We start from the raw sequence: 22,472 nt of genomic DNA on the forward strand, positions 1-22,472 counted from the left end.
GAAAGCCCCTGGCGCCCGCCCTGCGGGCGCGGCACGCAACGGCCGAGGGCCGAGCGTGCCCAAGATGTCCGAAAAGTTAGCCATCCTCCACTGGCACGACCGTCGGGACGGCTGTTGTCTTGACCTTGAATCCCCCGTTGTCGTCGCGCCGAGTGGAGAGGGTTTTCGCGGGACGATTCAAAATAGAAACGGGGCGCTGGATGTCTGAGCGAAGCCGAAGGCGTAGCGAGTTCAGCGCCGCCCGCGAAAACCCTCGGAGCGAGGGAAACCCCGGCCCGCGCAGCGGGCCGGGGTCGCGGCAGTCGGGCGTGTTTCTTGGGTACTTCTTTGCACGAGCAAAGAAGCCCGTTTTTGATCAACAACGGGCGCGGCGCGCTGGCGAGTCAGCGCCGGGCAGTATGTGGACCGAAGGCACCGTAAACACCAGATGACGAAAGAGGACCAGCCACCACGAGGCAGGCGGCTGGACGCAGCCAACCGCACGCCGCAGAGCGCCAAGGTGATAGGCTTGGCGCCCGCTACAACACTCGCTCGCGACCGGAACTCGAATGGCACTGCTCACCCTGCGCAACATCCACCTGGCCTACGGCATGGCCGCCCTGCTCGACGGCATCAACCTGAGCCTGGAACCCGGCGAGCGCGTCGCCATCGCCGGGCGCAACGGAGAGGGCAAATCCACCCTGCTCAAGGTGCTCAACGGCGAGGCGCAGGCGGATTCGGGCGAGATCACCTGCCAGGACGGCCTCACCACCGCCTACCTGACCCAGGAGTTGCCCCCGGGCATTGAAGGGACGGTGTTCGATGTCGTGGCCGAGGGCCTGGGCGAGGCCGGGCGCCTGCTGGAGCGCTTCCACCACCTGAGCCAGGCCGCGGCCGGCGGCGACATGGATGCCCTGGAGAAGATGGGGCCAGTGCAGTCGCAGCTCGACGCCATCGATGGCTGGAGCCTGCAGAACCGGGTGGAGACCACCATCTCCCGCCTGAGCCTGGACCCCGAGGCGGAGTTCGCCGCGCTGTCCGGCGGACTCAAGCGCCGGGTCTGGCTGGCACGCGAGCTGGTGCAGCGCCCGCAGCTGCTGCTGCTCGACGAACCGACCAACCATCTCGACGTGGCCGCGATCCGCTGGCTGGAAGAGTTCCTGCTCGAGAGCGGCCTGACCGTGGTCTTCATCAGCCATGACCGCCAGTTCATGGAGAGTGTAGCCACCCGCATCCTGGAGCTGGACCGCGGGCAGCTGTATGAACATCCGCCGTCGATCGAGGAATTCCGCCGCCGTCAGGCCGAACGCCTGGAGACCGAGGCCACCCAGCGCGCGGAGTTCGACCGCAAGCTGGCGCAGGAGGAGGCCTGGGTGCGCCAGGGCATCAAGGCACGGCGTACCCGCAACGAGGGGCGCGTGCGGGCACTGCAGGCCCTGCGCAAGAAGCGCGCCGAGCGTCGCGAACGCAGCGGCCAGGTCAAGATGAAGCTGAGCCCGGAACAGCGTTCGGGCCGGCTGGTGATCGAGGCGGAACACGCCGATTTCGGCTACGAAAAACCCATCGTCAGGGACGTGAACCTGCTGCTGCAACGCGGCGATGCCCTGGGCATCGTCGGACCCAACGGCGCGGGCAAGACGACCCTGCTGCGCGGCCTGCTCGGACAGATGGAGCCGCTGGCCGGTCACGTGAAGCTGGGCACCCAGCTGGAGATCGCGTACTTCGACCAGGCGCGCGCGCACCTCGACGAAGACACCACGGTGCAGGACGCGGTCGGCGAGGGGCGCGACCGGGTGATGGTCAATGGCGAGAGCCGGCACATTTTGTCCTACCTGGAAGACTTCCTGTTCCCGCCATCACGTTCCCGCCAGCCGGTGTCGGCGCTGTCCGGGGGCGAGCGCAATCGCCTGCTGCTGGCCAAGCTGTTCCTGCGCCCGGCAAATCTGCTGGTGCTCGACGAACCCACCAACGACCTCGATGTGGAGACCCTGGAGCTGCTGGAACAGCTCCTGATCGAGTACACCGGGACGGTGATCGTGGTCAGCCACGACCGCTCGTTTCTGGACAATGTCGCGACCTCGACCCTGGTCCTGCCGGGCGACGGGTCGGTGGAAGAGTTCGTGGGTGGCTGGTCCGACCTGCCCGAACGCGTCACGCAGCGGCTGCTGGAGGGCGAAACCGCGGCCGCCGCCCGCCCCGGCGCCCCGGAGCCGCGGGCCGAGCCCGCTCCCGAACCATCGCCGCAGACATCGGAAAACGCTACGGCGACCCCGCGCAAGCTGTCCTACAAGGATGCGCGCGAACTGGAGGCCCTCCCGGCCCGGATCGAGGCCCTGGAGACCGAGCAACAGGAACTGACCACGGCGATGACCGATCCCGAGGCCCTGCGCGACGGTGAACGCATGCGCGACCTGCAGGCGCGGCTCGAGACCGTGGAGGCCGAGCTGGCCCACTGCTTCGAGCGCTGGGAGCAGCTGGAATCCGGTTGAGCGTCGGCGCGTCTACACTCGGGTTTCCGGCCACTCCTCAACTCTGCCGGGGGTCTGCCGTAACAGGGGTTGAATAGCCACCTTTCGGGTCCGCGCTCTCCGAGACCGCGGCCGGTTCGCGAAGCGCCCGGGACAGGGCGCGCTGAAGGAGTCATCGCATGCTGGACAAACTCTCCATCCGGGGGCTGCTGATTGCCGGGTTCGGCCTGGTCGTCGCCATCCTGATCATCAACTCCCTGCTGGCACTGCGCGCGATGAGCACGGGCAGTCAGGGGGTCGAGCAGCTCACGCAGGCTGACTACCCGGCCGTCGCCCGGGTCAACGATGTCGAGCAGCTGCTGCAGGAGAGCGCGGCGTTTCTCGGCTTCTACCTGATGAGCGAGGAGCAGTCGCATCGCGATGCATGGCAAAACGCGATGCGCGAGCTCGATGCGGCCACGCGGGCCCTGAACGAGAATCCGGTCATCGCGGCCGACGAGGAACTCGCCGCCAGCGCGACCGAGGTACGCCGCCTGGTGGATCAGTTCGCCAGCTTCGAGGACCGCCTGATCGAGGTGGCGGAGAACGCGGCCGAGAACATGCCGGCCCTGGGAATCGCCAACGCCCGGGCCAACCCGGCCAGCCGCGAGATGACCCAGCAGACCAACATGATGATCGACGCCGAGATGGCCCTGCCGCGCTTCCAGCGTTCCTGGGACCGTCTCGACACCCTGCATGAGCTGCGCATGTCGGTGGTCCAGGTCACCTCCAACCTGCGCGGGTTCATCGCCTTCCGCGATGACGCCTTCCGTGAGAACGTGCGCCTGTTCTCGACCCGCACCAACGACATCACCGCGCAGCTGATGGACCAGTTCGACGATCTCGACTTCGAACAGCAGATCGCGCTGGAAGACTTCCAGATGGCCCTGGATACCCAGAACACCGCGCTGGACGACCTGATCGAGATCCACGGCAGCGAACAGGCCCTGCAGGATGCCTACCTGATTCGGACCGAGATCGGCCCGCTGCTGGTCGAGGCCCGCGATCATCTGCAAGGACTCAGCGAGCGCATCACTGCCCGCGCCGAACGCAGCGCCGCCGCCCTGACCGCCGACATGCGCGCCACCCAGACGACCCAGGGCATCCTGGCTCTGATCGGCGTGATCCTCGGGCTGGCCGGCGCGGTGTTCATCATCCTGGTCGTGCGGCGCGCGCTGGCCCACTCCACCGCGGCGCTCGAGGAGATCGCCGATGGCGATGGCGATCTGAGCCGCCGTCTGGACGAGAACGGCCTGATCGAAACCGCCCAGCTCGGCCGTGCGTTCAACCGCTTCACCGACAAGATCGCCCAGGCCATCGGCAATGCCCGCGGCAGCACCGAGACCCTGAACCGGGCCACCGAGAACCTGAATCAGGAGGCCTACGAGGCCCGCGAGGCGGTCTCGCGCCAGCGCGACGAGACCGAACGTGTCGCCACCGCGATCAACGAGCTGCAAAGCAGCGCCGAGGAGATCGCACGCAACACCGACGCGACCTCCCAGGCCGGTCAGGAGGCCGGGGATGCGGTGAACAACGGCTCCGAGGTGATGGAGAAGAACATCGAGTCCATGGCCTCGCTGCTCGGCACCGTCGAGCAGGCCGCCGGGACCGTCTCCAAGCTGGGCGAGGACTCCAAGCAGATCGGGACCATCCTCGAGGTGATCCGCGGGGTCGCCGAGCAGACCAACCTGCTGGCCCTGAACGCGGCCATCGAGGCTGCCCGCGCCGGCGAGCATGGCCGCGGCTTCGCGGTAGTGGCCGACGAGGTGCGCAAGCTCGCCACCCGCACCCAGGAATCCACCGACGAGATCGAGTCCATGATCTCGCGCCTGCAGACTGCCACCGACAGTGCGGTCAAGGCCATGCAGCACGGCCAGGACGAGGCCGAGACCACGATGGAACACACCTCCGAGGTGAATGGCGCCCTGCAGCAGATCCGTCAGTCCGTCACCACCATCGTGGAGATGACCGAGCAAATCGCCGTGGCGTCACGCCAGCAGAGCACCGTGGTCGAGGACATCAACCGCAACATCGTGCAGATCTCCGACGAGGCGGATCAGTCGGCGAACACCGCTGACCGCGTCAGCGCCGCCTCCGACGAACTCAAGCAGGTGGAGAAGGAGATCCAGCAGGCGCTGGCCCAGTTCCGCCTGTAGGCCTGGGCGTCAGCGATCCTGCGGTTCCAGCCAGGTCCGGGCGGCGCGCCGCAGCCTGCGGGTGACACCGCGCCGCCCGGACACCCCCAGCTTGGGCGCCAGCCGGGGCCAGTCGATCGGCGCGGTCAGGCTCGCGGCGAGCAACCGGCCTTCCGGCTCCACCGGAGGGGACGCCGCCAGCTGCCGCAGCAACGCGGGCAGCACCCACTCCAGCGGCCGCGCGCGCGCGGCAAAGGCCCGCACCTCCGCCCGGTCCGCGACCGGGTCGACCGGCGCGTCCACGCGAGCCGAATCACCCGCGGGTGACGCCAGCACCGCATCGACCATGGCAGCGGTTGCAGCGGGCAGGAATCGCGGATGCCAGACGGGCCAGTCGCGCCGAAAATCCTCCCATGTCGCTTCCAGCCGGGGCTGCAATGCGGGCGCCACCGCACGCAGGACCACGCCGCTGACCTGGCCGCTGGCCGCATCCGGCTGGGTGCCGACACGCACGAGGCCGTAGCCCGCCCGCCGCCAAAGACGCAGCAGTGCGGGCTGCAGACCGAAGCTGGCGCCGAGCAGCCCCATGCCTTCGAGTTGGGCCCGGTCCGCGACCGCACGTAGCAATCGGCCGCCCAGCCCTCGCCCCTGCCAGCGGGGGTGTACCGCAATACGCTGGATGCGCCAGGCGGCTTCCGCCGCCAGGTCAAAGTCGCCCCGCGCGGCGAGGGTGCAGGGCAGGAAATGCCCCTGCGGGCGCCGTTCGCCCGCCCAGACCGCCTCGGCCACGGCCGGTTCCAGACCGGCCTCCTCCTGAATCAGGGCCACGCCGAACAGCGCCCCGTCGACCGCCCCCTCCATGCACAACACCCGCACCCCGGGGTCATCCAGCCAGCGCGCGAGATCGGAGGGCCGGGTACGGTAGTGCGCATCGGCCAGAAGGCCCGTCACGGCCTCCAGGGTCCGCGGCGCATCCGCAAGGTCCGCGCCTGTGCGCCAGTGCAGACGGACGGCCTGGGCGAGTGGCGGCTGGCTCTCCGCCTCCAGCAGGAACAGCCGATTGAGCCAGTCTTCCAGCGGATCACCGGCCGCCCAGCGCACCGGGGTCGTCAGAGTTTGCATCTGCACCCGAAAGCCCGCGGCCTCCAGCGCCGGCAGCGCCCGCAACCGGAAGCCCTGCCCGCTCCCCTCGAAGCCACCGGTCGTGGTCGCCAGCACCAGGCGTCGCGCGCGCCGGGCCAGACGCACCAGGCGTTCCACCGGCAGGTTCGCGGCCTCGTCCACGATGAGGGTATCCAGCGGCGCCGGGTCGTCCAGCAAGACATCGGTCGCGCGGTAATACCGTTCGGGTTCCGGGGTCCGCTGACGGGCCTGCGCCAGGAGAGCGTCCACGGCCCGTGGCCCCGGAGCGGTCAGCACGACCCCGGTTGCGGCGCCTTCCGACATGCTGCCCAGGAATTCCCCCAGCAGCGTCGACTTGCCGCGCCCGCGCGGGGCCGTCAACGCCAGGCACTCACCCGGCTCCAGCCCTGCCAGGCGCTCCAGGGCATCTGCCTGATCCGGTGTCCAGACAAACGAGGCCGACGGCGTTGCAGGCGCAAGGGAAAGATGTTCCATCGACGCCGGGTCGATCGTCCGGACCCAGGCTTCGGCCAGCGCCGCGCGCCAGCGCCGGGCAAACACGCCATCACCAGCCACCCCGTCGAGGATCACCAGGGCGCCACCGCCTCGCAGCAACCCCGCAACCGTGACCAGCGCGTCCACGGCCAGCGGCTCCGCGGCCTCGAACACCAGGGCCTGCACCTCGTGCCCGAGCCAGTGCCCGGTCTGTGCGGGCGCGACCTGCGGCAGCCCCTCGGGTGCGTGCCCCCCCACCCAGAGGACCGGCCCCCGGGCCGAGGCCGCCCGCAACCAGGACCCGACCGCCTGGAACGCGTCCGGGGCGGCCGTCAGACAGTAGAGCGAACGCGCTGCCACATCAGCACCTCACCAGAACGGAATCACTCGTTGAAAAAATGGGATTTACAGAATAACCTGGCGCCTGATCACATCAGGCTGGGAAAATCCAGACGGTGTTTGGCATTTCCATGTGAATTAATCCTCAAGTTTTCCCGCCTCCAGTCGTACAAGTTTCTAACCAAGGGCTAAAAACATCTGTACAAATCCTGTACAGTGCCAACAATTTCACCGAAAGGTACAGCAAATGACAGCCATTGCGCTCCCGGAACGCCTGCGCATCGACACCGCAGCCGAGTGCTGGCAAGAACTGCGCGCAGCGCTCGACGCCGGCGACGGCCTGCAGCTGGAATCCAGTGCCGTGGCCGATATCGATGCCGCCGGCGTGCAGGTCCTGCTGATGGCCCGCCACGCGGCCGTGCGCAATGCGCAGGACTTTTCGCTGAACGAGGCAAGCGCCAGCCTCGCGCAGGCCTTCCAGGCCCTGGGCGCGGACGACCCGGACGGGCTCTCCGCGGGTGCCGGACAAGAACACGATACCGATTCAGGAGAACACAATGGCTAAGGTTCTGGTGGTGGACGATTCCGCCTCGATGCGCCAGATGGTCGCATTCACCCTCAAGCAGGCCGGACACGAGGTCACCGAGGGGCGCGACGGCAACGACGGCCTGGGCAAGGCCCAGGGGACGAAGGCGGACCTGGTGATCACCGACGTGAACATGCCGGGCATGGACGGGCTGCAACTGACCCGTGAACTGCGCAAGTTGGGCGACTACAAGTTCACCCCGATCCTGGTGCTGACCACCGAGGCCGGCCCGGAGAAGAAACAGGAAGGCAAGGCGGCCGGCGCGACCGGCTGGCTGGTCAAGCCGTTCGACCCGGACCAGCTGATGAACACCGTGAACCGGGTGCTGCGCTAGTCATGTCGATCGACATGGCCCAGTTCGTCGATGCCTTTCTCGAGGAGAGCTTCGAGGGGCTGGAGCGCATGGAGACCGAACTCCTGGCGCTGGACGGCGGCGATCCGGAGACCCTGAATACCATCTTCCGCTGCGCCCATTCGATCAAGGGCGGGGCCGGGACGTTCGGGTTCGGCGCCATCTCCGAGTTCACCCACGGCGTCGAGACCCTGCTGGACCGAATGCGCAACGGCGAGCAGGAAGCCGCGCCGGAGACCGTGAATCTGTTGCTGCGCGCGGTGGATATCCTGCGCGCGCAGCTGCATGCTGCCCGCGACGGCGGCGAGGCCGACGCCGCCGAGGTTGCGGAGGTGCGCACCCTGATCGAGGCCCACCTGGATGACGCCGCGCCAGCCGCCGGCGTCCCGAACGCCCCGGCGAATGGTGGATCGGGTGGAGACACCGCCTCCGATAGCAGCGGTGGTGGCGGCAACGGCCCGCGCGGCTGGCGCATCCAGTTCCGTCCCCATGCGGATCTGATGCGCACCGGCAACGACCCCCTGCGCATGTTCGAGGTCCTGGAAGAACTCGGGCGACTGACCGTGCATTGCGAGACCGATCGCCTGCCCGACAGCGCGGAGGCCTTCGATCCGGAAGACTGCTATCTCGCCTGGACCCTGGAGCTGGAAGGCGACGCGACCCGTGACCAGATCGAGGAGGTCTTCGAATGGGTCGAGGACGAATGCGATCTCGTCATTGACCCCCTCGAGGCCGCACCGGTCGCTCCCGACGAGTCGTCCGCGCCCGAGCCCGGAGCCGACGGGGCTACGCCCGCCCGGCCGGAGACCGCAGCGAAGGGAAGCGGGGGCAGCGCTCGCGGGGCCGAATCCAGCTCCATGCGGGTGAACACCGGAAAGATCGACGCCCTTATCGACATGGTCGGCGAGCTGGTCATCACCCAGTCGATGCTGACCGATATCAGCGAACAGCTCGAGGAAGACCCGTCGCAAATGGAGGCGCAGATCGAGCGCCTGCGCACCGGCCTGGCCGAGCTGGAGCGCAATACCCGCGAGCTGCAGGAAAGCGTGATGAGCATCCGCATGGTGCCAATCGCGCAGGTCTTCAACCGCTTCCCGCGGCTGGTGCACGACATCTCCGCGCAGCTCGGCAAGCAGATCGAACTGACGCTCAAGGGCGAAGCCACGGAGATCGACAAGACGGTGATGGAACACCTGGGTGACCCGCTGGTGCATCTGGTGCGCAATGCCGTGGACCACGGCATTGAGTTGCCAGAGGCGCGTGCGGCGGCCGGCAAGCCGGAGACCGGTCAGGTCACCCTGGAAGCCTTTCACCGCGGCGGAAACGTGGTCATCGAGATCCGCGACGATGGCAAGGGCATGGATGCCGACCGTATCCTCGCCAAGGCGCGCGACGCCGGGATCGTCGGGCCCAACCAGCAGCTGGACCGCCACGAGACCCTGCAACTGGTCTTCGAACCGGGACTGTCCACCGCGGACCAGGTCAGCGATCTCTCCGGCCGCGGCGTCGGCATGGACGTGGTGAAGAAGAACATCCGCGGCCTGGGCGGCAACGTGGAGTTGGAGTCCGAGCCCGGCAAGGGCTCGCGCCTGACCATCCGCCTGCCGCTGACCCTGTCGATCATGGACGGCCAGCTACTGAAGATCGGCGACGAGACCTTCGTGATCCCGCTGATCGCGATCGTCGAATCGCTGCAGACGCTGCCGGAGAGCGTGAAGCAGGCCTTCGGCAAGCTGCCGCTGTATCGCTTGCGCGACGAGTACATCCCGATTGTCGATCTCGCCGCCATGTTCGGCCGCGCCGAGCCCAGCCCGCTGCCGGAACAAGCCCTGCTGGTCGTGGCCGAGGCCGATGACCAGCGCGTGGCCCTGCGGGTGGACGACCTGCTGGGCCAGCAGCAGGTCGTGATCAAGACGCTGGAAACCAATTTCCGCAAGGTCCCCGGCACCGCCGGCGCGACCATCCTCGGGGACGGCCAGGTGGCCCTGATCCTGGATGTCGCGGGGATCGCGCGGATGGCCGCCGGGCGCGACACCCGCGCGGCGTAAAAATCAAGGAGCCGAACGCAATGGCGAACGACGCAACCCAGTCCATCCACGATCCGGCCACGGCCGGCCAGGACCAGTACCTGACCTTCATCCTGGCCGAGGAGGAATACGGCGTGGACATCCTGCGGGTGCAGGAGATCAAGGGCTGGGAACGGCCCACCCCGCTGCCCAACACCCCGGACTACATCCGCGGCGTGATCAACGTGCGCGGCATGATCGTGCCAATCATCGACATGCGCCTGCGCTTCGGCATGGAACCGATGGAGTACGGCCCCACCACCGTGGTGATCATGCTGCGGGTGATCAACGACGACCGCGAACGGGTGATGGGCGTGGTCGTGGATGCGGTCTCCGAGGTCTACAGCATCGGCGCAGACGACCTGCAGCCGGCCCCGGATTTCAGCACCCGGATCGGGATCGACTTCGTGCGCGGCCTGGCGACCGTCGACGAAAAAATGATCCTGATGCTGGACATCGACACCCTGCTAGGCCCGGGCCTGATCGCCAGCGAGGATGCCATCGCGGAAGGCGCACCGGCGTAGCCCGGTCCCTCGACGGAATCATGCGGACGATCGCAGTGATCAATCAGAAAGGGGGCGTCGGCAAGACGACCGTGACCCTGAACCTGTCGCATGCCCTGGCCCTGGCCGGGCATCGCGTGCTGGCGATCGACGCCGACCCGCAGGGGCATCTCTCCATGGCCTTCGGGCTGGAGGATCCCGCCGGACTGGACCAGGTCCTGCAGGGCGGCGCACGCCTGGAGGACGCCTTCAGCGAGGCCGGCAACGGCCTGCAGATCGTCGCCGCCGGGGAACAGCTTCAGGACGTCGAGAACCTGAACGAAGGCGGAGCCGAGCGGGGCTGGCGCCTGCAGAAGGCCCTGGACAGGCTGGAACAACCCTTCGATTTCGTGCTGATCGACTGCCCGCCCTCGGCTGGACTGCTGGGCATGAACGCGATCATCGCGGCCGACGAGATGCTGATCCCGGTGGCCGGCGACTTCCTCGCCCTGAACGGCCTGTCGCGTCTGATGCGCATCCTTCAGGGCATCGAGGCGCGCCTGGGTACGAGCCGTCGCAAGTGGATCGTGCTGTCGCGCTTTGTCGAACAGCGCCGCCACGCCCGCGAGGTGCGCGAGCGCATCCGCGAACACTTCGCCGATGCCCTGCTGCCCACCACCATCCGCGAGTCGGTGGTGCTGGCCGAGAGCCCGAGCTTCGGGCAGACGATCTTCGAGTACCAGCCGCGCCACCGCGCGGCCGCGGACTTCCAGCAACTGGCCGCCGATCTGATCGCGGCCGGGGCACAAACCGACACCCGCCCGACGGCGGCACACGCCTGAGCCGCGAGCCAGGGAGACCACGGGCCATGACCGCACGCAAACGCAACAAGCTGGGCAACGACCCACTGGGCTGGATAGAGACGCCCGCCGGATCCAGCGAATCCGGCGAAGACGGCCGCCCGGAAGACGCCAAGGCCCAGGCCGGCGAGGCAGCGCTCGAGGCGGAAGCATCCAACTCGGGACCCACTACCGACACCGCCCTGGCGCGGAAGACGGACAAACCCGCGCGCCGCCGTACCCCGTCGACGCGTAAAACGAACAAGCCAAGCGAGGAAACAGCAATGGCCGCCAATCCGAAAACCAACGTTGCCAGCAACGCGCCAGACGAACTGATGGACAGCCGCTTCATGCAGGCCGCCTGCGAGGATTCGCAGATGGCCGTGATGATGTGTGATGCCGACATGAACATCATCTTTGCCAACCCGTCCGTGCTGTCCTTCCTGCGCGACCGGCGCGAGGCCATTCGCCAGGAATTTCCGGACTTCGACCCGGACAACCTGGTCGGCCAGTCGATTGACCAGTTCCACAAGGATCCGTCGCATCAGCGCGCGATCCTGCAGAACCCGTCCATGCTGCCCTACACGGCGGAGATCGAGGTCGGCGGTATCGAGTTCAAGCTGCAGGCCTCCGGCATCACCGACGACCACGGCCAGATCATCGGCAACATGGTCGAGTGGCAGGACGTCACCGAGCTAAACGAGATGGAACGCGAACGCGCCCGCCTGCGTTCCGCCTTCAAGGGCGCGACCCAGGCCCAGGTGCTGACCGATGAACACCTGAAGGTCGTCTATGCCAACCCCGCCGCGATGGATCTGCTGCGGGAACACCGTGCGGCGATCCAGGGGCTGGTCCGCGAGTTCGATCCGCTGAAGCCGCAGGGTTGCGACCTCTCCGAGCTCTATCAGGACGCCCCGCGCCCGCGCGGCAGCGACCGCCACACCCTGCCGGAGAAATACGCGCTGAAGGCCGCCGAACTGCAGATCGACCTGCACGCCACCGAGCTGAAGGACGACGAAGGCGAATTCTCCGGCTACATGATCGAGATGTCGGATGTGACCGACCTGCGCATGGCCGAGAAGGACATCGACGACCTGATCCGCGATGCGGCCCGGGGCAAGCTGGACCAGCGCCTGACACCAGATGACTACGACGGCTTCGTGAAGAACATCGCCGAAGGCGTGAACGAACTGCTGGACGCGGTGGTGCCGCCGCTGCGCGAGGGCTCGCGGGTGATGCAGGCGATGTCCGAGGGCGACCTGACCGTACGCATGGAAGGGGACTTCAAGGGCGAATTCGCCGAGTTCCGCGACGCGATCCACACCTCGCTGGAGAACCTCGACCAGCTCGTGGGGCAGATCCTCGAGGGCGCCGGCAACGTCCGCTCGGCCTCGGCCGAGATCGCCCAGGGCAATACCGACCTGTCCCAGCGCACCGAAGAGCAGGCCTCCTCGCTGGAAGAAACGGCCTCTTCAATGGAAGAGATGACCTCCACGGTCAAGTCCAACGCGGACAACGCCAAGCAGGCCAATCAGCTGGCCAGCGCCGCGCGCGACAAGGCGCAGGAAGGCGGCGAGGTCGTGGACAAGGCAGTGACCGCGATGGGCGAGATCAATCAGTCGTCCAAGAAGATCGCCGACATCATCGGCGTGATCGACGAGATCGCCTTCCAGACCAACCTGCTGGCGCTGAACGCCGCCGTGGAGGCCGCCCGCGCCGGCGAACAGGGTCGCGGCTTCGCGGTGGTCGCCACCGAGGTGCGCAACCTGGCCCAGCGCAGCGCCCAGGCCGCCAAGGAGATCAAGACTCTGATCAACGACTCGGTGGAGCGCATTGGCGAGGGCAGCAAGCTGGTCGACAACTCCGGCAAGGCGCTGGAGGACATCGTCGAGTCGGTGAAGAAGGTCTCCGACATCATCGCCGAGATCGCGGCCGCCAGCGAGGAGCAGTCCACCGGCCTGGACGAGATCAACAAGGCCGTGACCCAGCTCGACGAGGTCACCCAGCAGAATGCCGCGCTGGTCGAGGAGGCCGCAGCCGCCAGCGAGTCGCTGGACGACCAGTCGCGCGAACTGCTCGAACTGATGAGCTTCTTCAAAGGCAAGCAGGCTGCGGCCGCTGGCCAGGCAATGAAGCAGCCGAGTGCGCGTCCGGCTCCGGCGGGCGCCGGTTCTCAGAGCGGTGCCGCTGCGCTCAAGCGTCCGACCTCGGGCGAAGGCAACGCCGCCACCAAGCGCCCAGACCCGGCACCCTCGCGCCAGGAGACCTCCGAAGAATGGGAGGAGTTCTGAGGGTGGGGGACCGATGCTAGATGGCCGCCTCCGATCGCCTGAGCGAGCGCGACTTCCGGCGCGTTGCCCGCCTGACGCAGGAACGCACCGGCATCATGCTCAACGAGAGCAAGAAGGAGCTGGTGTTCAGCCGGCTGTCGCGGCGGCTGCGCGTCCTCGGGCTGGAGGCCTTCGACACCTACCTGGACCGGGTCGAGGGCGGTGACGAGGCCGAGCTCGAGGAGTTCATCAACGCGCTGACCACCAACTTGACCGCGTTCTTCCGCGAAGCGCACCACTTCGACATGCTGGGCGGCCCGGTGCTCAAGGAGATGCGGCGACTCAACCCGGACGGCCCGCTGAAGGTCTGGTCGGCCGGGTGTTCCACCGGCGAGGAGCCCTATTCCATCGCGATGACCCTGGCCGAGGCCCTGCCGTCGCCGGAGGACGCACGCATCCTCGCCACCGATATTGACTCGCGCGTGGTCGAACATGCGGATGCCGGGGTGTATGAGGCCAAGCGCGTCACCGGCATCCCGCAGGCACGCCAGAAACGCTGGCTGCTGCGCGGCAAGGGGGCCAACGAGGACCGGGTGAAGATCCGCGACGAGCTTCGCGCCATGGTGCACTTTCGCCAGCTGAACCTGTTCGACCCCTGGCCGATGAAGGGTCCGCTGGACGTGATCTTCTGCCGCAACACGCTGATCTATTTCGACAAGCCAACCCAGAAGCAGCTGGTAGAACGCTTTGCGCAGCTGCTGCGACCGGAGGGCTACCTGTTCATCGGGCACTCGGAGTCGTTGTTCCGCGTGACCGAGGACTTTCGCCTGCTTGAACAGACGCTGTACCGGAGAGTCGCCTGATGTCCGCCCTGCCCCAGCTGCATGATGACGCCTTTGCGCACATCAATCGCTACTGGGACCGCGTGCACGCGTGCCCGGCCGCGAAGCTGCTGCCGGGGGAGTGCTACGTCTCGGTCTCGCCGACCGAACTGATCACCACGGTGCTGGGCTCCTGCGTGTCGGCCTGCGTGTGGTCGCCCAGCGCCGGCATCGGCGGCATGAACCACTTCATGCTGCCGGACGGCGCCCGCGACAGCGGCTGGGGACCGGCGGTGTCCAATGCCACACGCTACGGCACCCATGCGATGGAGTTCCTGATCAACGAGCTGCTGAAGCTGGGTGCGGAGCGAAGCGACCTGCGCGTGAAGATGTTCGGGGGTGGCCGCGTGATGGCCGGGATGAGCGACGTCGGCGCCGACAACATCGCCTTTCTGCGTCAGTTTCTGCGTGACGAGAACCTGGGGCTGGTGGCCGAAGACGTCGGCGGGCCGTGGCCACGCAAGGTCTTGTTTTTCCCCGGCTCCGGGCGGGTGCGGGTCAAAAAACTCGTGTCCCTGCACAACAACACCCTGCTCGAACGCGAGCAGGATTACCGTCGCCGCCTGCAGGACAACCCCCTGCAGGGCGACGTGGAGCTTTTCTAGATGTCTGCCACTGCCAAGCCCATCCGCGTCCTGGTCGTCGACGATTCGGCCCTGATCCGCAAGCTTCTGACCGAGATCCTCTCCCAGGCCGCGGACATCGAGGTCGTGGCCACCGCCTCGGATCCTTTTGATGCGCGTACCAAGATCAAGCAGCACGAACCCGACGTGCTGACCCTCGACGTGGAGATGCCGAAGATGGACGGTATCACCTTCCTCCGCAACCTGATGCGCCTGCGCCCGATGCCAGTGGTCATGGTCTCCTCGCTGACCGAGGAAGGCGCCGATGTGACCCTGGAGGCCCTGGAGGTGGGTGCCGTGGACTTTGTCACCAAGCCGAAGGTGGACGTCTCTGAAGCCTTGCAGGAGTACGCCGACGTCCTGATCGGCAAGGTGCGCACCGCCGCCGGCATCCGCCTGCAGGCCCGCAGCGCAACCCCGGCAGCAGCACCGCAGCGCCTCGGCTCCGCGGGCGCGGGGCGCTTCCGCACCACCGACCGGGTGATCGCCCTGGGGGCCTCGACGGGCGGCACCGAGGCCCTGCGCGAGGTGCTCATGGCCCTGCCGCCGGATGCCCCGGGCATCCTGATCACCCAGCACATCCCCTCCGGCTTCAGCCGTGCCTTCGCCGAGCGCATGGATCGCAATACCGCGCTCAGCGTGAAAGAGGCCGAGGACGGCGATATCGTGATGCCGGGACATGCGTTCGTTGCCCCGGGTACCGACTGCCACCTGCGGCTCGCGCGTGACGGCGCCCGCTACGTCTGCCGCCTGGACCGCAGCGGCCCGGTCAACCGCCATCGCCCCAGCGTGGATGTGCTGTTCGACTCGGCCGCGGAACAGGCCGGCGCCAATGTCGTGGCCGCCCTGCTGACTGGCATGGGCGATGACGGCGCGCGCGGCCTGAAGGCGCTTCGCGACGCCGGGGCCCACACCATCGCCCAGGACGAAAACACCAGCCTGGTCTGGGGCATGCCGGGCGAGGCGGTCAAGCTGGACGCTGCGGATCAGGTCCTGCCATTGGGCCGGATCGCCGCCGCGCTGATCCGCGATCACCGCAACGCCGCCGCAGCCGGCGAATAGGAGCCACCGACATGGACGACCGCATGCAATGGCTGACCCGTGACGCCACCCTGAAGGGGCTGGCGCTCGCCCTCACCGCCTTGCTCCTGATCGCGGCGATCGGCGCCGGACTGAATGGCGCCGGCTGGGCCGCGCTGGGGAGCATGATCCTGGCGGGGCCGGCGATCCTGCTGGTCGCGGGACTGCACTGGCGCGGGCGGGTCGCGGGTCCCGAACCGGGCGAGTCTACGGTCGGGGACCAGCCCACCGGCGGGGGCGAACTGTCGGACGAACTGGACCAGGCCATGCGCTTCGAACTGGAACAGCTGGAGGGCGAGATCGGCCGCCAGCGCGGGCTGATCGCCGATGCCGTACAGGAACTGGGCTCCAGCTTCAACGAGATGCACGAGATCGCCGGGCGCCAGACGGAGCTGATGACCAGCGACGTTGCGCGCGAGGGCGACGACGACCAGGATATGACCCATGCCGAGGTCATCACCGAGCTGACCCGAAAGTCGGACGAGACCCTGCAGATGCTCATCGACACCCTGGTGCAGATCAGCCGCCAGAGCGTGGAGAGCGCCCACCACATAGAGGACATGAGCCAGCACATGGACGGAGTGTTCAAGCTGCTGGACAGCGCCGGCGCGATCGCCGGGCAGACCAACCTGCTGGCGCTCAACGCCAGTATCGAGGCAGCGCGCGCTGGCGAGGCCGGACGCGGCTTCTCGGTGGTCGCCGACGAGGTCCGCACGCTGTCGCAGCGTTCCGCGACCTTTCACGACGATATCCGCAAGCAGATCGACCAGGCCCGCGAATCGATCAGCAAGGTCCACGGAACCGTGCACGACATGGCCTCGCGCGACATGAGCGACAGCATGAGCGAGAAGGAGCGCATGGCCCGATTATTGGCCTATGCGCAGCGCGCAACGGACGAGCTCGACGCACGTATCCGCGAGGAGGCCGATTTGAGCGCACGCATGAACGACGCGGTCGCCACCGCCGTGCGCTCGTTGCAGTTCGAGGACATTGCCCGGCAGTCACTTGGCACCGCCGAGGAGGCCGTGGCCCACCTGCAGGAGCTTCGGGCCATTCTGCACGAGACCCGCGCCACCGAGGATGCGCATGCCATGGCCGCCCGCGTACGCGAGTGGCGCAACCGCCGCCAGGAGAACTACCACCGCACTGTGGACCAGCAGAACATGGGTACGGGCGACGTGGAATTGTTCTGAGGTTTTGCCGTCGAATCCTCCCAGTCCCCCGTTGTTCGACAAGGGGAACGCATCCGAATCCAGCCGGGTATGAAGAAGCCCGCCAGAGCGCCAGGAAACGCACATGAGTATCGAGCAGCACACCTCCGACGACGGCAAGGAAGTCCGCATCCGGGTCAAGGGCCGGTTCGACTTCGAGCAGCACCAGGATTTCCGCGCCGCCTACCGCGACACCGGCGGGACCGGCGTGCGCTACATCGTCGACCTCGCCCATACCGAGTACATGGACAGCTCCGCACTCGGCATGCTGCTCCTGCTGCGCGAACACGCCGGCGGCGAGTTCTCCGACGTCAGCATCACCGGTGCCTCGGAGGGCGTGCGCAAGGTACTGGACATCGCCAATTTTGGCCGCCTGTTCCGCATCCAGTAACCGGCCCCGTGGACGACACCGCCCCCGAGCCGCGCTCGACCCCGCCCGGTGACCTGATCTCCGGCGAAGGCCGAGTACTGGTCGCCGACGACGACCCGCACAACCGGCGACTGCTGCGCATGATGCTGGTGGGCGCCGGCTACGAGGTGCGCGAGGCCTCGGATGGCCGGACGGCCCTGCAGGCCTGCCGGGAACAGGCACCCGACCTGATCCTGATGGACGTGATGATGCCGCTGATGGACGGCTATGAGGCGACGTCCCGGATCAAGGCGGAGATGGGGGCCCACTTCATTCCGGTGATCTTCCTGACCGCGCTGGACGACGAGAACGCGCTGCTGCGGGCGATCGAATCGGGCGGCGACGACTTCCTAAGCAAGCCGCTGAACCTCGCGATCCTGAAGGCGAAGATCCACGCGATGGAGCGCCTGCGCGACCTGCACACTGGCCTGCAAAGCCGCAACGCCGCCCTGCTCCGCGCCCAGGCGCGCCAGGCCTGGGAGGAGGAGACCGCCGAAACCCTGTTCTCGCGCGCGATCACCCGCCGCAACCGCGGGCTGGACCGACTGCAGCTGCATCGCTGCGCGGCCTCCACCTTCAGCGGCGACGTGGTGCTGTCCGACTACACCCCCGACGGGGCCCTGCGCGTGCTGGTGGGCGACTTCACCGGCCACGGCCTCAGCGCGGCGATCGGCACCTACCCGGTCAGCGAGACCTTCCACACCCTGACGCAGGTGGGCGTGGATGACCAGGAGCTGCTGCACGAGCTCAACCATGTGTTGCACGACTTCCTGCCTGCGGCGATGTTCATGGGCGCCCTGCTGGCCACCTTCTCCGCCGACGGAAGCCGCGTCCGGCTGTGGAACGGCGGCATGCCGGACGCCTGGCTTTGCAACGCGCGCCAGGACCGGGTCCGGCGCATCCAGTCCCGGGCCATGCCCTTGGGCATCCTCGCCCGGCTGGACCTCGACACCGGGGCACGCAGCTACGAACTCGACGACGGCGACTGGCTGACGCTGGTCAGCGACGGCGTGCTCGAAGCCACCGATATCGCCGGAACGGCCTTTGGCGAGGACGCAATCCTTCGCCACTGCCAGGCCGGCGAATCGGCCGGGACCGCCTTCGAGCGCATCCGCGAGGCACTGGATACCCACTGTGGCGACCAGACGCCGGCCGACGACATGACTCTGGTGACCATCGACTGCAGCCCGGGCGTGGTCACCGAGAGCGAACGACCGCAGAGCCACGAGCTTCGGGGCACGCTGCGCTGGTCCCTGGAGGCCAGCGACCAGCGCCTCGCCGAAGTCGACCTGGTCGGCGCAGCGCGCAGCCAGCTGCTCGAATGGCTGCCGAACCTGGGAGGGGGCCATGCCGAAGCCCTGCAGACCGTGATTGCGGAGCTGTGCAACAACGCCTTCGAACACGGCGTCCTGCGGCTGGACTCCGGCATGAAGGCCACGGTGGAGGGCTTCGAGCAGTACTATCACCAGCGCGCCGCGGCCCTGAGCGACATCCGCGGCCGGATCGCCCTCTCCCTGCGCTACCGCCCGCTGGACGGCCAGCACTGCATCCGCATCCGCGTGCGCGACAGCGGACCGGGCTTCGACCACCAGCGGATTCAGGAGGCCCTGGAGGGCCGCGGCGACCAGCGCCTGTGGGGGCGCGGACTGACTCTGGTGCGCCAGCTGTGCGAACAGGTGCGCTATCACGGCAGCGGCAACCGGGTCGAGGCGGACTACCGCTGGCAAGCGGACCCCGACGCCCAGCGCGAATCCGGCGATACGCCATGACCTGCGCCCTGGAGCCCCGTCAAAGCCCCGCCCCGCTCGATCTGGTGAACGCGCTGAGCGAGGCGATCCTCTTCGTCACGGCCGACGGCACCGTACGCTACGCCAACCCGGCGGCGGAACGCCTGTTCGGCACCACCGCCTGCAGCCTGGACGGCCGCAATCTGGCCCGCCTGATCACGCCGCGAGACCCGGCCTTCGACCTGCACGAGCGGCTGCGCGAGGCGACCCGGGCAGAGGGCTGGATCCCGCGGCGCGACCCGGTGGACCTGGTCCGCGAGGACGGCCGGCCCCGTCCCGCCCTGATCGACATCGGGACCTGCCAGCACGCCCTAGAGCCGCTGCAGTTCGCGGTCCTGCGCGAACAGCGCGCGGACCGGCCGGACGACACACCGGAGCAGGCCGAACACCTGCGCGAGGCTATCGACCTGCTGACCCATCAGGTGCAGGAACGCATGCGCGCCGAGCAGGCCCTGCAGGACAGCCATCAACGCCTGCTGGCCGCACAGCGTGTGGCCCGCATCGGCCACTGGGACCTGGACCTGGAGACCGACGAGGTCCACCTCTCGCCCGAGGCAAGCAAACTCTTCGGACATGGCGACCAGCCCCGCACCCTGACCCGCGAGGCCCTGGTGGAGGCCACCCATCCGGATGATCGCGCCGCGCTGGCATTCGCCCTGCTGCGCCTGGCCAACGGCCAGACCCACCGCTTCTCCATCCGGCATCGCCTGCTGCTGCCCCACGGCGAAGAACGCTACATGCTGGCCGAAGGCGAACGCGCAGAGGAGACGCCCACGCGCATCCTCGGCATCCACCAGGACCTGACCGAGCGCGAGAAGACTGAACAGGCCCTGTTCAAGCTGGTGAATTTCGACGCCCTGACCGGCCTCCCCAACCGGACCGGGCTGCGCACCCGCCTGCGCGCCACCCTCGACGAGGCCGAGCGCCAGGGGGAACCACTGGCGGTACTGCTGCTGGACATCGACCGCTTCACCTCGATCAACAGCACCCTGGGACACGACACCGGGGACGCCCTGCTGAACGCACTGGCACAACGGCTGCAGCATCAGTTGCAGCCACGCGACACCCTCGCACGACTGGCCGCGGACGAATTCGCCCTGGTCCTGACCGCGATCGCGGACCCGGCCGAGGCCCGTGATCGCGCGCAGGCCATCCTGCAACACTGCGCCGAGCCGTTCGCTCTGGGGGATGGCCAGCATGTGGCGACGATCAGTGCCGGCGTCAGCCTGTTCCCGCAGGATGCACGGGGCAAGGACGACCTGCTGCGCCATGCCACCAGCGCCCTGCACGAGGCCAAGAACGCCGGCGGCAACACCTGTCGCTTCTACACGCAGAGGCTGAACACCCAGGCGCGCGAGCAACTGGAACTGGAGCAGGGGCTGCGCACGGCGCTGCGCCAGTGCGAGTTCGAGCTCCACTATCAGCCGCAGACCGGCCTGAATCGGGGTGACACGGTCGGCATCGAGGCCCTGGTCCGCTGGCGCCACCCGGAGCGCGGGATGATCTCGCCGGCGGATTTCATCCCGCTGGCGGAACAGACCGGGCTGATCGTGCCGATCGGCGACTGGGTGCTGCGCACCGCCACGCAACAACTGGTGGAATGGGACCGCAAGGGCCTGCCGGCGCTACGCCTGGCGATCAACCTCTCTGCGCGCCAGTTCGCCGACCCCAACCTGCCCGAGCGCATCCTCGAGACGCTTCAGGCAGCCGGACTCGCCCCCGAGCGCCTGGAGGTGGAGGTCACCGAGAGTGTCCTGGTCGAGGACATCGACGCGGCCGCGGCCATGCTCCAGCGCCTGGTGCACCTCGGGGTGTCGGTGGCCATCGACGACTTCGGCACCGGACAATCATCCCTGCGCTACCTCCGGCGGCTGCCGCTGACCACACTCAAGATCGACCGCGAGTTCACCTGGGGCATCGGCAACGACCCGGACGACGAGGCCATCACCCGCGCCATTATCGGCCTGGGCAAGACCCTCAAGCTGCGGGTGCTGGCCGAGGGCGGGAGACCGAAGCGCAGCACCGATTCCTGCGCGAGATGGGCTGCGACGAGGTCCAGGGCTTCCTGCTCGGCCGCCCGATGCCGGCGGCCGACCTCGAACGCCAGTGGCGCGAACGCCCCCGTACACCGGGGTAGACCTTCTTAATTCACCACGAAGCACCCGAAGGCACGAAGAAGGGCAAGGGCGATTCACAGGAAGACGGGAAGTCTGGAAGGATTTTGGTGGGTACTGGATGGGCGGCCGAGGCACATCCGAGATGTCCGGCAAAGCACTCGTGCTTCATCCCATATCCCTCTTCCGGTCTTCGCATCTTCCTGTGCAAACGCTCTTGACCTGGCCCTTCTTCGTGTCTTCGTGTGCTTCGTGGTAGACAATCCGCACATTCGAAACCTTGAAGGAGAGCGATATGCAGGACGGCCGTTTTGGTTCGGCGCTCGTGACCGGCAACTCCAGCGGGCTGGGCCTGGGGCTGACCCGGGTACTGCTGGAACAGGGCGCACACGTCTATGGCATGAGCCGTCGCGGCTGCCCCGAGGCCGGGGTCAGCGGTGACGAGCGGGTGGACCTCGGCGACTTCACCGCCACCGGGGCTGCGATGGAACGCCTGCTGCAGGGCGTGGACTCACTGGACCTGGTGGTGCTCAACGCGGGGCTGTTGGGCCACATGCAGCGCATGCAGGACGCGCCGATGGACGAGCTACGCCTGCTCATGGACGTGAACACCTTCGCCAACAAGGTGATCCTGGACGCGCTGCTGAAGCACCGCGTGCGGGTCGGCCAGATCATCGCCATCTCCTCCGGCGCCTCGGTCTCCGGACATGCCGGCTGGAGCGGCTACTCGCTCTCCAAGGCGGCGCTGAACATGATGATGCAGCTCTACGCCCACGAATTCCCGGAAGAGACGGCGATCAACGCCTTCGCCCCGGGCCTGGTGGATACTGCGATGCAGGACTACCTGTGCGACGAGGCCGACCGCGAGAGCTTTCCGGTCCTCCAGCGCCTGAAAGCCGCGCGCGGCACCCGCGACATGCCCAACCCCGAGGACGCCGCCCGCGCCATCCTCGACGTCCTGCCCCGCCTGCACCAGACCACCCGCGGCAGCTTCGTCGACATCCGCCAGCTCTGATCTGTCGCCCCTTTTTGTCACCACGAAGCTCACGAAGGCACGAAGAAGGGCAAGGTCAAGGGCAATCGCACCACAGAGGCCACGGAGGACACGGAGGAAAGCGACAGATTCCCCAGGGGGCAGGAGGTGTTGAGCGCAGCGAAACGCATCGGGGGCGGGCCGCTCCACGGGATCGATGCG

16 protein-coding genes and 1 pseudogene are annotated in these 22,472 nt (G+C 67.8%); 16 read left to right on the top strand and 1 reads right to left on the bottom strand.

Annotated features, from left to right (window positions below; translation table 11 throughout):
* Window positions 1–548 precede the first annotated feature (548 nt).
* Together D103_RS0109575 and D103_RS0109580 are read left to right on the top strand one after the other, a co-directional pair.
* Window positions 549–2,468 carry an ATP-binding cassette domain-containing protein gene (locus D103_RS0109575; RefSeq protein ID WP_018876637.1) on the top strand — a complete coding sequence of 640 codons (1,920 nt, stop codon included), beginning with the start codon at window positions 549–551 and terminating at the stop codon, window positions 2,466–2,468.
* 158 nt (window positions 2,469–2,626) lie between these two features.
* Window positions 2,627–4,642, top strand: a complete 2,016-nt coding sequence (locus D103_RS0109580) for a methyl-accepting chemotaxis protein (RefSeq protein WP_018876638.1) — start codon at window positions 2,627–2,629, stop codon at window positions 4,640–4,642.
* A gap of 9 nt (window positions 4,643–4,651) precedes the next feature.
* Here D103_RS0109580 and D103_RS0109585 read toward each other — a convergent pair whose 3' ends face one another.
* A complete protein-coding gene (locus tag D103_RS0109585) occupies window positions 4,652–6,598 on the bottom strand; it encodes a GNAT family N-acetyltransferase (RefSeq protein ID WP_018876639.1) in 1,947 nt (648 codons plus the stop codon).
* Window positions 6,599–6,824: 226 nt separating this feature from the next.
* Between D103_RS0109585 and D103_RS0109590 the strand changes: the two genes are divergently transcribed.
* The 14 genes and pseudogenes from D103_RS0109590 (at window position 6,825) to D103_RS0109655 (ending at window position 22,292) form a co-directional block, all read left to right on the top strand.
* Window positions 6,825–7,142 carry a lipid asymmetry maintenance protein MlaB gene (locus tag D103_RS0109590; protein ID WP_018876640.1) on the top strand — a complete coding sequence of 106 codons (318 nt, stop codon included), beginning with the start codon at window positions 6,825–6,827 and terminating at the stop codon, window positions 7,140–7,142.
* Window positions 7,135–7,497: a response regulator gene (locus D103_RS0109595; RefSeq protein WP_018866670.1), complete on the top strand. Its 363-nt coding sequence runs from the start codon at window positions 7,135–7,137 to the stop codon at window positions 7,495–7,497. Before D103_RS0109590 ends, D103_RS0109595 begins: the two co-directional genes overlap by 8 nt.
* Window positions 7,498–7,499: 2 nt before the next feature.
* Window positions 7,500–9,563: a chemotaxis protein CheA gene (locus D103_RS0109600; RefSeq protein ID WP_018876641.1), complete on the top strand. Its 2,064-nt coding sequence runs from the start codon at window positions 7,500–7,502 to the stop codon at window positions 9,561–9,563.
* Window positions 9,564–9,583: 20 nt separating this feature from the next.
* Window positions 9,584–10,105 carry a chemotaxis protein CheW gene (locus tag D103_RS0109605; protein ID WP_018876642.1) on the top strand — a complete coding sequence of 174 codons (522 nt, stop codon included), beginning with the start codon at window positions 9,584–9,586 and terminating at the stop codon, window positions 10,103–10,105.
* Between the two features lie 20 nt (window positions 10,106–10,125).
* Complete coding sequence (locus D103_RS0109610) at window positions 10,126–10,905, top strand: ParA family protein (protein ID WP_018876643.1); 780 nt, start codon at window positions 10,126–10,128, stop codon at window positions 10,903–10,905.
* A gap of 26 nt (window positions 10,906–10,931) precedes the next feature.
* On the top strand, window positions 10,932–13,193 hold the full coding sequence (locus D103_RS0109615; protein ID WP_018876644.1) for a methyl-accepting chemotaxis protein: 2,262 nt from the start codon (window positions 10,932–10,934) through the stop codon (window positions 13,191–13,193).
* 20 nt (window positions 13,194–13,213) lie between these two features.
* Entirely contained in the window at window positions 13,214–14,035 is an 822-nt protein-coding gene (locus tag D103_RS0109620; RefSeq protein WP_018876645.1) for a protein-glutamate O-methyltransferase CheR, read from the top strand.
* Window positions 14,035–14,658, top strand: coding sequence for a chemoreceptor glutamine deamidase CheD (cheD, locus tag D103_RS0109625; protein ID WP_018876646.1), 624 nt, complete (start codon window positions 14,035–14,037; stop codon window positions 14,656–14,658). The genes D103_RS0109620 and cheD overlap by 1 nt, the downstream gene beginning before the upstream one ends.
* A complete protein-coding gene (locus tag D103_RS0109630) occupies window positions 14,659–15,738 on the top strand; it encodes a chemotaxis response regulator protein-glutamate methylesterase (protein ID WP_018876647.1) in 1,080 nt (359 codons plus the stop codon). It begins immediately after the preceding gene.
* 11 nt (window positions 15,739–15,749) lie between these two features.
* The gene (locus tag D103_RS0109635) at window positions 15,750–16,949 is read left to right on the top strand and encodes a methyl-accepting chemotaxis protein (RefSeq protein ID WP_018876648.1); all 1,200 of its coding nucleotides are present in this window, start codon (window positions 15,750–15,752) and stop codon (window positions 16,947–16,949) included.
* A gap of 103 nt (window positions 16,950–17,052) precedes the next feature.
* Window positions 17,053–17,358 (top strand): STAS domain-containing protein, encoded by a 306-nt coding sequence (locus D103_RS0109640; protein ID WP_018876649.1) that lies wholly within the window; start codon window positions 17,053–17,055, stop codon window positions 17,356–17,358.
* Window positions 17,359–17,366: 8 nt separating this feature from the next.
* Window positions 17,367–19,145, top strand: coding sequence for a SpoIIE family protein phosphatase (locus D103_RS0109645; protein ID WP_018876650.1), 1,779 nt, complete (start codon window positions 17,367–17,369; stop codon window positions 19,143–19,145).
* Window positions 19,142–21,300, top strand: a pseudogene (locus D103_RS13470) (EAL domain-containing protein). The gene D103_RS0109645 and the pseudogene D103_RS13470 overlap by 4 nt, the downstream one beginning before the upstream one ends.
* Window positions 21,301–21,572: 272 nt before the next feature.
* Window positions 21,573–22,292, top strand: a complete 720-nt coding sequence (locus D103_RS0109655) for an SDR family NAD(P)-dependent oxidoreductase (RefSeq protein ID WP_018876651.1) — start codon at window positions 21,573–21,575, stop codon at window positions 22,290–22,292.
* Window positions 22,293–22,472 lie beyond the last annotated feature (180 nt).

Source organism: Thioalkalivibrio sp. ALE31 (assembly GCF_000377405.1).
Classification (GTDB): domain Bacteria; phylum Pseudomonadota; class Gammaproteobacteria; order Ectothiorhodospirales; family Ectothiorhodospiraceae; genus Thioalkalivibrio.